This is a genomic window from Sphingobacterium sp. NGMCC 1.201703, assembly GCF_047784615.1.
Classification (GTDB): Bacteria; Bacteroidota; Bacteroidia; order Sphingobacteriales; family Sphingobacteriaceae; genus Sphingobacterium.
In genome coordinates this window covers 56,161-68,467 of the sequence record NZ_JBLOHD010000008.1, presented here as the reverse complement: position 1 = coordinate 68,467, position 12,307 = coordinate 56,161, and the positions used below count along the sequence as shown (strand labels likewise).

Genomic DNA, 12,307 nt, shown 5'->3' with positions numbered 1-12,307 from the left:
TTGCATTTGAGCCTGCAAAGGTATGTATAAAATCATTAGGATCGAAATATTTTTTTAAATATTCCAGTCGAATGCTTTATATACACACAGAGCACGACTTATTCATAATAATTTTTACCTAACTCTATCTTTTCGCGTCCATTTGCCATACGCCATTTATTGGTGTCACGCAGCGAATAAGCACAGCCGCAATATTCCTGCATGTAGAATTTCTCTTTTTTGGACACTTCTAACATCCTAGCCGAACCACCCTTTTTGCGCCAGTTGAACGTCCAATACTCCATACCTTGGTGACGGGATGCTGCACGCAAGCCGCAGTCGTTGATCTGCTCCATGTTTTTCCAACGTGAAATACCCAATGAACTTGAGATCACGTCAAAACCATTCGCTGCAGCATATTCCGCTGTTTTCTCAAAGCGCATATCAAAACACATGGTACAGCGGATCCCTCTTTCAGGCTCTTGTTCCATGCCTTTCGCCAGATCGAACCAGTGATCTACATCGTAATCTGCATCGATAAAAGGGATGTTATGCTTCTCCGCAAATCGAATATTCTCATCTTTGCGCAGGTCATATTCCTTGCGGGGATGGATATTGGGATTGTAGAAATAAATCGTAAAATCGATATCCGAAGCAATCAATGCTTCCATGACTTCTCCGGAACAAGGTGCACAACAGGAATGTAAAAGCAATTTCTTGCCTTCTCCTGGTAATGTCAGCTTCTCCCGTACAAATTCCTTCTTTTCCATAATCGTATGTGATATCAAAAACAAAGGCAATTTTAATCAAAAAGTAGCGGAATGACAAATATTTCCGTTTGACAGATCAACGGATCTGTCTAAAAGAATCAGATAAATTCATTGATATTCTGCATATATTAGTAGATTTGTATGTTTGACACTATAAGCTATTTATACTAAAAAATATATGAAATTTTCATTTCAAACCTGTGTTATTGTATTATTTGCCAGTCTAATAGGTGTTGCTTCCTGTAAAAAATTGGATGATGAACCAGAAAAGGGCTTGCCAACCCTTATTTCAAGATTGTATATTTCTTTCTGGGATTATCGGACAAATAACTCGATCCAGAATCTTATGATTGTTGATCCTGCGGATACCAATACACTGGACAATACCTTTCAATATCTTTCCCCCTCTAGGGGCGGTGGACCGGTGATCTTTGATCCCAATGCAACATCAGTTTTTCAAGCCAGTGAGGGGGGCGTTGCTCAGGATACCTTTATCCAACGGGTTCCTTTGGACGACATTTATGGGAAACCAGGTGAAGCAAGTCAGCTTGGGTTTAGAGGTTTTAGAAATGTAAGAGGATTGGCTTATTATACCTATGCGCAACAAAATGGCACTGGCGGATCGGCAGTCACTAATTTTCTGCTTGCGGCGACAAGTGGGAAAATGTTATATGCGATAAGCCGTCCAGAGGGAAAAGGTGGAGCAGGTGGTTCTAAGATCATCGACAAGCAGATCAGTTTAGGGGATATTGAACCTGTATCATTGACCTTGTTGCAGGGAAATCCAGCTGATAAAAATGAAAAATGGGTACTCATTGGATTTAATGATGAAACCAAAAACAGAATTGGTTTTGCTGTTTATAAAGGACTTAAAGAGGAGTTGATAGACAGGCCGGGCGATACAATCATCAATAAGGATAGATTTGAGCCTGCATTGACAGTCTATGTGGAGGGAAAAACAGACTTACGTGCAGTGTCTTATGCACCGAATAAAAAATTATTTGCGATCACGGCAGGTAGGGAGGTATTGTTCTTTAAAAATCCTGATGCGTTGTTTAGCGGATCTGGAAATAAACCGATTGCTCCTGACTATGTGGTTGCTGGTACGAAGACCGGGTTTGATAGGCCACAGGGAATTGCGATCGACGACCGTGTTGAAAACGGTAAATTCTTTTATGTCTCCGATTATAATACGAAAAAAATCCTACGTTTTAACCTGACCGATCAGGGAGGAGATATCGTGCCCGAACTAACAAAAGAGTATGGGACGCTGACGCCAAATTATATCTTTTTGGATGCCAGAGAAAGAACAGATTTCTAGTTTGTCAATTTGTATCAGGCAAGTAATTCGAACAGTTCTCTGATTTCCTGTTGCTTGCCTGCACTTTCATGTGCTTCATAGGCCGACAATAAATTCCGAAGCGCCCGCTTCATAATGGTCACATTGTCACAGGGATAGGTAAATTCCCGGTCTGGACTTAGATTTAACTGTTTTAGGAACGAATTTACATCACTTTTTTGCATAATCTGCCCCCGGTTAAACGCATTGATGTAAAACAACACATGTTCATTTCCTTCTTCATCCGAATCCATATAAGCAAGGATAAAATGCTTGGGCAAATTGATTCCGTAGATCGGGATATCCAGTTTTTGTGCGATAATGCTATAGATGCAGGATATGGTCAAGGGATTCCCCTGTTTTGTGTCCAGCACCTGACCAATATAGGAGTTTTGGGGATGGTGATAATCCTTTGTATTACCCGACAAGCCAAAAGAACCAAATAATACGTGATTGATCAGGTTTACCTTTTCCAGGGGACTCATATCGTATTGTAGCCCGCGCCATACCTCTGTTTTCAGGTCTTCAATCTTCAATACAATTTTATGGTCTTCGTAAGAAGGATATTGATAGTTATTGAGAATGATAAGCCCCTCCAACAGATTGAAGGAATTGCTCAGGTTCCAGATCTGCAGTTCGTTTTTGGTCTGGTCAAACTGAATTTCATGGATAATGTTCTCCAGCCGTCCCTGTACCCTTGGATCAAAACTAGATTCCCAGAATTTCTCCAAATAAGGAACGATTTCAGGGCCTTGGCTTTTTAACTGATGCTCCACTTCCTGAATAATCTGTTGATCGGTATCGTCCAACAGGAATATTAACGATTTCAGCTCTCTCTCATTCATCATAACGAAGTTAAAGAATTGAATTGAGAAATGATACAAAAAAATCCCTACAGTAATTCATGTACCAGGTAGGGATTATTCAGGTTAAATTGGTATACAATTATTTAAGCTGGCCATCCAGCATATTGACAATCCTTTTGCCGTACTCGGCATTTTTTTCGGAATGGGTAACCTGTATGATTGTGACACCGTCATCATTCAATTGTTTGAACAGTTCCATGATCTCTTCGCCTTGTTTGGAATTGAGGTTGCCGGTAGGTTCATCTGCCAACAGGAGTTTCGGAGATCCTGCCAAAGCACGTGCGATACCAACGATCTGTTGTTGCCCTCCGGACAGCTGAGCCGGAAATAGATCTTTCTTTCCCACAATACCAAAACGGTCAAGCATATCGGCCACAATGGCTTTTCGTTCTTTGCTGGAAATATCTTTATAGATCAACGGGGTTTCTATGTTTTCATATACTGTCAATTCATCCAGTAGGTGATAGGCCTGAAACACGTATCCGATATGGGATTGATAGAGTTGCGTGCGCTTTTTTGCTTTCATCTCCAATACATTTTCATCCATAAAGATATATTCACCTTCATCGGGTTCGTCCAGCATGCCGATAATATTCAACAGGGTGGATTTTCCTGAACCCGAAGGCCCCATAATGGATATGAAATCACCTTCTGCTATATCTAAACTGACATCTTTGAGCACAAACGAGCGAGTACCACCTACGTTATACCACTTGAATAAATGTTTTAATTGTATCATTTTATAGTATTGAGTATTGAGATATGAGTATTGAGACCTTGGTTGCGCAACCGATGACTTACTTGGTATCTCGTTTTTAATTATTGTTTTTTAAATCTACTTATTCATCCCGCAGGCTATCTGCCGGATTTGTTCTTGCAACTTTCAACGATTGGAAGCTAATGGAAATCAATATTAAGATAAATATGCAAAATATCGGGATCAAAAACGACCACCATTGTATATTGACATGGTATGCAAAATTGGAAAGCCATTTGTCCATGAGTAAATAAGCTAAAGGAAGGGCTATGCCGATGTTAATATTGTGCCATGTCATTGGATTTTATATTTAATCACCTTCGCATCAAATCTGTCGTATAAAAATACAATCCCCTTGCCAGTGTTTTAATGCTTTTATTATGAGTTTGTTAGCTGGTGTTAGTTCCTTTTTGATGTTCGATTTCGGACAGTTTTCGTTCGCAATCGAACATTCATCCCCCTCAGCCATTGGTTCATTGCCTGCCACGCAACAGGCAAGGCAATGACCAAGGCAACAAGCACCCATTTTTAAGATCTTCTGACTTTATTCATCCCTTAAACTATCGACAGGATTGGTCCGGATAGCCTTCCAGGTTTGATAACTAATGGTACCTAAGGCGATGAGGACAGCGCCCATGCCCGCGAGAATAAAATACATCCAGTTGATATCTATTTTATAGTTGAAATCTCTGAGCCATTGGTTCATTGCCCACCACGCAACAGGTGAGGCAATGACCATGGCAACAAACACCAATTTTATAAAGTCTCCGGACAGCAGTTTCAGCAACCTGAGGGTACTGGCGCCAAGCACTTTCCTTACGCCGATTTCTTTTGTCCGCTGTTGTGTCACATAGGTGGCGAGTCCAAATAGCCCAAGGGCTGCCACAAAAATGGCAACGATTGCAAAACAGCTAAAAATATTTTTCGTCCGTTCAACATCGTGATAAAGTGAGGCAAAGCCCTCATCCAAAAAGCTGTAATTGATTTTTTGATTGGGTGAAAATTTATTCCATACCGTGTTAATTCCGTTGAGGGTCTCCTGTAGGTTTTCGGGCTTAACTTTAACAGAGAGGAGTGATGGGTAACCCCGCAATACCATACAAAGGCCGGCAAATCCTTTACCTTTCAGTGACTCAAAAATAAAATTGTCCACAACGCCAACTACTGTCCAGGTAGTGCCATTGGTTATTTTTGCCCCGATCGGATTTTTTAATCCCAGATCATCCGCTAATTTTTGGTTGATGATTGCGGCTGTACTGTCGGTGGCCATGTTGGGATCGAAATTTCTCCCTTTGGTCAGTTGCAATCCGAAGGTAGCAAGATAATCCTGATCAATCTCCCAAAACTGCCCCTGTGTCGCCATATCGATCTCCCGTCTGCCTTCATTCCAAAAAGGATTACCATTTCTTTTGGCACCATCAATGGGGACTGGGAGAAAGTCACCTAATGAGACGGAACTGACATTTGGAATGGACTTTAATTCATTCTTAAGACTAGGGATCTGATTTCCCAACGTACCAATACCGCGTAGGACAATCACCTGTTCCTTTTTGAAGCCCAGGTCTTTTCCCAGGATATAGCGTATCTGTTGATTGGTCACGAGTGCGCTGACAATAAGGATGATGGAGGTTGCGAACTGAAAAATGACAAGACCATTTCTGAATAAGGAGAATTTGGTTCCGGTGGTCTTGTTTTTCAATGCTGCAATGGGTTTAAACCGGGATAGGTATAGGGCTGGATAGATTCCGGCCAAGCTGCCGATGAAAATTATCGCCAGCAATAAAGATGGGAAAAAGTAGGGGGATGCCCATGGAATGGTTAGGGACTTATTGGCGAGATTGTTGAATATGGGCAACAATACCCAACTCAGCAATAGACCGACAAGCAAAGACAATATACTATAGCAAATGGCCTCAAGCAGGAATTGGCCGATCAATAATGTTCTTGTGGAGCCAATTGTCTTTCGGATACCGATTTCTTTGGCCCGTGTAGCGGCATTGGCCGTGGACAGGTTGATAAAATTGATACAGGCAATCAGGAGAATAAACAATGCAACAATGGCAAAGGTCCAGACCATACGGATATCTCCCCGATTCAATGTGCTGACTTTATCGTCATCGATATCGGAAGACTTCAAATGGATGTCAAGTGCATTTTGTAAGTTGATTCTTGCCTGTTCGAATAAAGGATTGAGTTTGCGGCCTGATTTCTTGTATTCAGGTAAATAGTGCGCTTTATAATTTTTTAAAATCTCCTTTTCGGTTTGTTCAATATTGACATTGGGTTTTAATTTAACGTAGACCGTGTAATTATTGCTGAGCCATTGGTTCTGTTCGCCGGGATAGAAGGGTTCGCCTGCGAGCGACATGAAGAAGCTATAACCTGCTAAAATGGAATTTTTGGGTATATCTTCGATCACGCCGGTAATGGTATAGAGCTTGGATCTGTTATTGTTCAGATAAATGGTCTGTCCGATAGGATCATTTTTAAAGTATTTTTCCGCTTTACTTTTCGTAATGACAAGTGTATTGGGTTTATCCAATGCATGGGCAAGTGTTCCTGAAACCATTGGAGTCGGAAACATGTCAAGAATAGACTGGTCAATATAGACAAAGCCATCATCATAAAAGCTTTGTGGGTTATCATTCAGGGAAAGCTGATTGCTTCCAGCGCCAAATAAAGGGTTAGGGAGTATTCGGCCCGTTTGTTCGATGGAGGGAATTTCTGCTTTCAATGTTGGGGCAACCGGTGCAGAAAGAGATACCCAACGTTCTATTTTACCTTCGATCGGAAGCTGAACGACCAGACGATAAATTCGATCCATCGTTGGATAAAATTTGTTGTAACTCGTCTCATGCTTGATATACAGTACGATGAGCATACAGATTGCGATACCAAAAGCAAATCCCCCGATCTTTATAAAAGAATAGAGTTTATTTTTTGCCATGTTCCGCCAAGCGATTTTAAGGCTATTTCCTATCATAACAATACATTTTTAAGACCTTACTGATCGGTAATAGACCGGTCAATCTAGACATTAGACTGAAGTCAATTGTATTGCCATTTTGTTAAGTTGTTGATTTATAGGTTTTTGATTTGTTTATTGCATTTTGTGTCTGTACGATATCGAACAATTTGACGTTCGGTATCGTACAATGTTTAATATCCAGCTCCGTCAGCTGCCTGCATCCAGCTTTTGACGAGATAGTTGGTACGCTTTTGAGTTTGATTGCCTCCATAAACCAAAATTTTCTGAGTGGGCAATTGTTGGTAGCTTTCAAATTTGTCAAGCTGTTTGAAAAAATGGGAAATGAGTTCTTTGTTATTTGATGAAATTGCATAGGGTCTACTGATGAAATTACATAAGGTGTACTGATGAAATTGCATAAAGTGTACTGATGAAATTACATAACATTAAACTTACTCTTCGATCTCTTTCAGTTGGAGATGTTCGCAGAGTTCGAGCATCATTTTGGCCGGGTCCGTATCGATGGCCAGAGCAATTAAGTACATTTCATCTAAACGTAATTTAGCCGTCTCGGTCATGGTTAATTCATTGATCCTCGCTTTACTTAATCCTGTTTTGCGAGCAATCTGGGATTTATTCACAGATTTCTTCGCTAAAAATTCGCCTAGTTTTGTCATCGTATTATTTTATTAATCTGTCCTTTTGTATAGATAAATATAGATAATGTTATTTTTATTTATACAAATGTTTTTGTTTTTGAAATATTTTCTGTTCTTTTGTATTGAAAATCTATATCATTTCAGTGTGCCAATTATGAAAACAGCGAAAAATCAAACAACAAAGATCTATAGGAGAAAATGTGAAGAGTTAGATATATTAATCTATTATCGCATGCTGCTACAACGTATTTCGCGGCACCTGTCACCTGAGGAAGTTTCCTTTCTAATGGGCAAACCATTGGATTTTTTAAGTAAAATTGAGAGGTTTAAGCTCAAACGAATTTTTGTTCATGATTTGGTTACCATGTACAATGTACTAGAAATAAATAGTATGAGTGCCATGATGCCTCTGGGTGTAGAACTATCATCACAAAAAAACTTATATGAATTGCATGTGACTACATTGGCTGACAGGGTTATTTACGACATGTATAAAGTTGATGTTGAGCAGGATCAAAAAGTAATCGAATTTAAATTAATCGACGCTCGTCATGATATTGATCACTATAAAAATTCTACAGCAGAAGAAGTGAAAAAGATAAGTGCTTTTTTGGATGACCAAATTGATGCAGGATATTTTAATGAGGAAAAAAGACCTGATGAAATACATAACTTCTGCTGTGTTAAGCTAGAGAAATATATAGATCCTAAAAACCTGATGAAGGTGCTAGATGATTTACTTAATTGGTCTGATGAACGCAAAATTAATCGGCAGAAATCTAAATATGGTTTTGCGTATGTTTTAGCTGCTCACGCAAAATCGACTGAAAAGAAATAAGCAATCTTTAGCTGTTCACTGCGAACAGTTAAAAATTGCTTCAAAGATCCTAAGCCGTAGGTACACCAATTATAAACTTTCATTCCCAATCGGTTAATAATAAATGCACTTTTTGCGAGCGTTGAACACCACCTACGGCTTATTTTTTCTTATTCATCCCTCAATTTTTCAACAGGATTAAACCGGGTCGCCCGAAATACGATGAAGCCTACCAGTAGACCAAGTATGCTCAGCAGTATGCCCAGTGGCAACAGGTAGGTAAATGCATTGATCTCTATCCGGATGATATAGTTCTGTAGCCAATGTTGCATCAGCATATAGCTGGATGGGACTGTAACCAAAACCGCCAACAGAAATATGCCATAGTATTCCTTCGAAAATAACAGCATCAAATGTGCTAATGAGGCGCCCAGTACTTTACGGATACCTACTTCCTTGTTACGGAGATGAATCGATAGGGAGATCAGGCCGGTCAGTCCCAATACAACGATTAGAAGTGAAACAGCACTCGCAATCTGTGCCGCCCGATGCAGTTGCAGTTCCGTTTCATATAAACCTTTGATGCGTTCATCCATAAACTGATATTTAAATGGTGCATCAGGCATTAATGCGGTCCATTTCTTTTCCAGTCCCTGTACTGCGCTGGAGAGTTGACCCGGTTTTAAACGGATACTCAGGTATCGGTATTGGAAATTTTCATGGATATCTGTCCAGACAATAGCCGGAGATGCCCGGTGAAGAGAATTTGCAACAAAGTTTTCGGTGACGCCCACAATGGTCATCTTCTCTTTTGGATCGTTCAGGGCGATCTGTTGACCGATTGCATTTTGGGCGTTACCGAAACCAAAATCTTCCATGGCTTTCCTGTTGATCACAACGGGTCTATTTGTGGCTCCAGCAACCGCATTTTTGGGTAAAAAGGTACCTGCCAATAGTGGGATTTCATAGGTTTCCAGAAAGTAACTGTCGCTGTTAATCCGTTGAACCTGTACCTCTGTATCGTTATTCTTGCCAAAAGCCGGTTGCATATTGGAGCCTAATAACCCTGGGGTCTCATAGGAGAGACTTACGGACTTGACCGCTGATTCCTGCAGCAGTTCATGCCGGACGGTCTCCATTTTCCGGATACCAGTTTCGGACCAGTCCCTTGGTGCCTGTACGGTCAATAGATACTCTTTGTTATATCCTAAATTGCTGTTTATAAATAAATTTACCTGTTTGGAGATAATTAGGGTACAGACCAACAGGAGCAGTGCAACAGCGAACTGGAAGAACAAGAGTACTTTTCGAACCAATTGCTTGTCACCCAATGCCGAGAACTGATTTTTGACCGAAGGAAGTATCTTGATATTGGACAGTTTAATGGCTGGATATAGTCCCGCCAGTATACCGACCACTACGGTCAATAAACCTAATAAACCGAAAAAATAGCCCGGTAAATTAATTAGAGTGGGCAGCTCGCGCATCAGTACATGTGCAAACAGCGGGCGTATGATGCAATAGATGGGCAAACTGATCAAAGCCGCAATTGCTACGATAAGGATATATTCTGTCAGTAATTGCCTTACCAATTGCAGTCTAGAGGATCCCATAATTTTGCGTACACCGATTTCTCTTAGCCGTGTAATATGCTGTGCAATACTGAAATTGATAAAGTTGATGATCGCCATGACCAGGATAAAAATAGCAATCCAGATTAGCGTCTGAATCATCTTGCGTACCGCGCCTTGATTATCGTCTAGATAATAGCTTTTCAGCGGTTTTAAATCAGGACTGTAGGCGATAGCGAATTCTTTATCTGTATTTTTATGAACCAGCGTTTGAATGGCCGCATTCAGTTGTTGGGTCGTCACCCCAGCTTTCAATTCAAGATAACCTGCGATGTAAGGATTATCCCAGTTATCCACGGCCCGACCGAAGTATTCTTCGTTGGCAATGGGCAGGAAAATGTCAGAATGCATATTCTTTGTCAGATCCATGACCGCATTTTGTACGGCAGTTTTTATGACCGCAGTAATTTCAAAATCATGTTTTTCTCCTTTGAAGTTTTTAATCTGTAGGCTTTTTCCAAGCACATTTATAGTTCCAAAATATTTTAGGGCAGCCTGGTCAGTGATCACCACAGAAAAAGGATTGTTGAGCGCGGTCTCCGGATTGCCTGCTAAAAGCTCAAAACCAAACATGGTCAAAAGACTGGGATCACCGAGCGCCATTCCTTCTTCATAAATCGTAGCACCATTTGCTACAATACCGGTCAATCCGTCGATACGGTAATAATTGGTCACCAAATTTGGATATTCTTCATACAGGGCTTTGGGCAGCGCTCCGATCGTAGTCAAATTGATCCCAAATCCTTCTGTCTTATACTTGCTCTGCAATAGATATTGCTGATCTATATTTTTGATCTTGCTGTTTACCTGATGAACATCCCAGACATAGGCTCCGACCAGCAGTAAAAAAGTAATGCCAAGGGTTAATCCGATTAGGTTGATCAGGTTTTGAATTTTTTTCTTTTGGATATTCCGCCAGGCAATTTTGAAATTTGTAAACGTCATTGTCACTCGTATAAGGTTTATTTCCATCACCGCAAACAGATTGGATGCCGGCTTTGGTTTTTGCTAATTTGCGTACGGTAATACAAATCCTTAGCCAAGTATATATTCGTTTGACTGTTAGTTTTTTAAGATGGCTTCCGCTGTTTGGACTGTCCGAAATCGGACAGTCGTTGTACATGCGTGAACACCTTGATCTCTTCGGTTTTCCGAAAGAATAGTGATAGCCAGACCGGTAAGCAGAAAAATTAAATGGAATACTGTAAGAATATGGCAGCAATTGGTTGTATCAAGTGAACAGTTCCGTTTTATAGCTAATACATTTCGGTTTTCAAGAGGAGAATCGTTTTATACTAAATAACTATTTCCTGTTTTTTATTTGAGAAAGGGAGTTCCTTGCTAATAAAAGGAGTCATCAAATGAGATGTTCAATTTTTTCAATTTGATTTGTGCCATGTTTAATTTGAAAGCGCCGACATCATATTGGTTTTATACCTTCCCTAGATGAATTCAGCAAATGTTTAATGAATGATAAGCACTATGTTTATATTATTCGGCTTTAGCTCAGCTGTAAAATTGAATTCCTAAAGGGGGATCTCCGATAGCTCAATTGTTTTCTGTTTTTTCAGAAGATGACTGCGAACTTTTCCATCTGTATTTTTCAGAATATAATTGGTTTTTTGATTTTTCAAATAATCCCAATGTGGATGATACCGGATCGTTCTGTTTCGGGAAAAGGATGTTTATTGGCGTGTAATGCAATATTTGACATAAAGTTTTGTTTGAAATCAGCGAAAATAGGGGGTAAAATTCCGCCAAATAGTCTTTTCGGGTTTTATCATTTTGGCGGAATTTTACCCCTATCCGCGAGTCCCCTGACTGTATCTTTGCTTATGTAAACAATTTTATTTGGAACCTTTAATTCTAAAAAAGATGAGTCAAGTTACACTTAATGAAAGAGGGCATAAGGATGTTGAGTTAATGCAGATGGCGGAACAGGTATTGAGTAAAATGGCTGCTGAAACCGAACTGTTTGCGGCCCCTGTACCAGCATTGTCAATTTTGGAGGAAGCGCTCCTTGCATTTCGGAATGCCGCAACGGAAGCCTATTATCGGGATACACGTGCTATACTGATCCGTAATCAAAAAAGAACTGAACTGGCGTATGTACTGAAAGAACTGGCTAAATATGTAGATACAATAGCCAACGCGGATCCGACGATTATTTTAGCTGCAGGTTATGCTGTCAGAAAATCCAAAACGTCCTATGGTGGGGTGGTTCCCAAAGCGGGGCAACTAATTGCTCGTCCCGAGGAGGTGGGCAGTGGGCGCGTGAAGCTAAAAACACAACGATGGCGGGGAGCACGCATGTATCAGTATCAATTCCGCATCAAAGGTCAAAATGTAGACTGGAGCACACGGCTCTGTTCGAAAAGCAGCTGTATTATCGATGGGTTGGAGTCCTTTCGGGAATATGAATTTAGGGTCTCCTATATCGGAATAGACCCGACACCAAATTATAGCGATATCATCAGCAGTTATGTACTTTAGACAGGACTTATTCGAATATGGAACAGCT

11 protein-coding genes are annotated in these 12,307 nt (G+C 40.4%); 3 read left to right on the top strand and 8 right to left on the bottom strand.

The genetic code is table 11. The features are described 5' to 3' along the window. Positions 1–98 precede the first annotated feature (98 nt). On the bottom strand, positions 99–749 hold the full coding sequence (locus tag ACK8HY_RS17495) for an epoxyqueuosine reductase QueH (protein ID WP_077437803.1): 651 nt from the start codon (positions 747–749) through the stop codon (positions 99–101). Between the two features lie 178 nt (positions 750–927). On the opposite strand from ACK8HY_RS17495, the gene ACK8HY_RS17490 reads away from it, so the two are divergent. Then, complete coding sequence (locus ACK8HY_RS17490; protein WP_416134343.1) at positions 928–2,070, top strand: hypothetical protein; 1,143 nt, start codon at positions 928–930, stop codon at positions 2,068–2,070. 14 nt (positions 2,071–2,084) lie between these two features. On the opposite strand, the gene ACK8HY_RS17485 is transcribed toward ACK8HY_RS17490, so the two are convergent. The 6 genes from ACK8HY_RS17485 to ACK8HY_RS17460 all read right to left on the bottom strand — a co-directional run bounded on the left by ACK8HY_RS17485 (position 2,085) and on the right by ACK8HY_RS17460 (position 7,356). Beyond that, the gene (locus tag ACK8HY_RS17485; RefSeq protein WP_317041809.1) at positions 2,085–2,936 is read right to left on the bottom strand and encodes a transglutaminase-like domain-containing protein; all 852 of its coding nucleotides are present in this window, start codon (positions 2,934–2,936) and stop codon (positions 2,085–2,087) included. Between the two features lie 97 nt (positions 2,937–3,033). Next, on the bottom strand, positions 3,034–3,693 hold the full coding sequence (locus ACK8HY_RS17480) for an ABC transporter ATP-binding protein (protein WP_077437800.1): 660 nt from the start codon (positions 3,691–3,693) through the stop codon (positions 3,034–3,036). Positions 3,694–3,793: 100 nt separating this feature from the next. After that, a complete protein-coding gene (locus tag ACK8HY_RS17475) occupies positions 3,794–4,009 on the bottom strand; it encodes a hypothetical protein (protein ID WP_139351206.1) in 216 nt (71 codons plus the stop codon). Between the two features lie 246 nt (positions 4,010–4,255). Then, positions 4,256–6,658 carry an ABC transporter permease gene (locus ACK8HY_RS17470; RefSeq protein WP_416134342.1) on the bottom strand — a complete coding sequence of 801 codons (2,403 nt, stop codon included), beginning with the start codon at positions 6,656–6,658 and terminating at the stop codon, positions 4,256–4,258. Positions 6,659–6,870: 212 nt separating this feature from the next. Further along, the gene (locus ACK8HY_RS17465; RefSeq protein ID WP_077437798.1) at positions 6,871–7,098 is read right to left on the bottom strand and encodes a hypothetical protein; all 228 of its coding nucleotides are present in this window, start codon (positions 7,096–7,098) and stop codon (positions 6,871–6,873) included. Between the two features lie 33 nt (positions 7,099–7,131). Next, a complete protein-coding gene (locus ACK8HY_RS17460; RefSeq protein ID WP_077437797.1) occupies positions 7,132–7,356 on the bottom strand; it encodes a helix-turn-helix domain-containing protein in 225 nt (74 codons plus the stop codon). A gap of 136 nt (positions 7,357–7,492) precedes the next feature. Between ACK8HY_RS17460 and ACK8HY_RS17455 the strand changes: the two genes are divergently transcribed. Further along, positions 7,493–8,176, top strand: a complete 684-nt coding sequence (locus tag ACK8HY_RS17455; RefSeq protein WP_416134341.1) for a hypothetical protein — start codon at positions 7,493–7,495, stop codon at positions 8,174–8,176. A gap of 149 nt (positions 8,177–8,325) precedes the next feature. On the opposite strand, the gene ACK8HY_RS17450 is transcribed toward ACK8HY_RS17455, so the two are convergent. After that, a complete protein-coding gene (locus tag ACK8HY_RS17450; RefSeq protein ID WP_416134340.1) occupies positions 8,326–10,731 on the bottom strand; it encodes an ABC transporter permease in 2,406 nt (801 codons plus the stop codon). Positions 10,732–11,661: 930 nt separating this feature from the next. On the opposite strand from ACK8HY_RS17450, the gene ACK8HY_RS17445 reads away from it, so the two are divergent. Continuing rightward, on the top strand, positions 11,662–12,279 hold the full coding sequence (locus tag ACK8HY_RS17445) for a hypothetical protein (protein WP_416134339.1): 618 nt from the start codon (positions 11,662–11,664) through the stop codon (positions 12,277–12,279). The last annotated feature ends 28 nt before the right edge of the window (positions 12,280–12,307 follow it).

Bases quoted from the DNA above. Each gene is read 5' to 3' on its own strand.
- ACK8HY_RS17470 (WP_416134342.1), bottom strand. From the start codon at position 6,658: ATGGCAAAAAATAAACTCTATTCTTTTATAAAGATCGGGGGATTTGCT.
- ACK8HY_RS17475 (WP_139351206.1), bottom strand. From the start codon at position 4,009: ATGACATGGCACAATATTAACATCGGCATAGCCCTTCCTTTAGCTTAT.
- ACK8HY_RS17445 (WP_416134339.1), top strand. From the start codon at position 11,662: ATGAGTCAAGTTACACTTAATGAAAGAGGGCATAAGGATGTTGAGTTA.
- ACK8HY_RS17480 (WP_077437800.1), bottom strand. From the start codon at position 3,693: ATGATACAATTAAAACATTTATTCAAGTGGTATAACGTAGGTGGTACT.
- ACK8HY_RS17450 (WP_416134340.1), bottom strand. From the start codon at position 10,731: ATGACGTTTACAAATTTCAAAATTGCCTGGCGGAATATCCAAAAGAAA.
- ACK8HY_RS17465 (WP_077437798.1), bottom strand. From the start codon at position 7,098: ATGCAATTTCATCAGTACACCTTATGTAATTTCATCAGTAGACCCTAT.
- ACK8HY_RS17455 (WP_416134341.1), top strand. From the start codon at position 7,493: ATGAAAACAGCGAAAAATCAAACAACAAAGATCTATAGGAGAAAATGT.
- ACK8HY_RS17460 (WP_077437797.1), bottom strand. From the start codon at position 7,356: ATGACAAAACTAGGCGAATTTTTAGCGAAGAAATCTGTGAATAAATCC.
- ACK8HY_RS17485 (WP_317041809.1), bottom strand. From the start codon at position 2,936: ATGATGAATGAGAGAGAGCTGAAATCGTTAATATTCCTGTTGGACGAT.
- ACK8HY_RS17490 (WP_416134343.1), top strand. From the start codon at position 928: ATGAAATTTTCATTTCAAACCTGTGTTATTGTATTATTTGCCAGTCTA.
- ACK8HY_RS17495 (WP_077437803.1), bottom strand. From the start codon at position 749: ATGGAAAAGAAGGAATTTGTACGGGAGAAGCTGACATTACCAGGAGAA.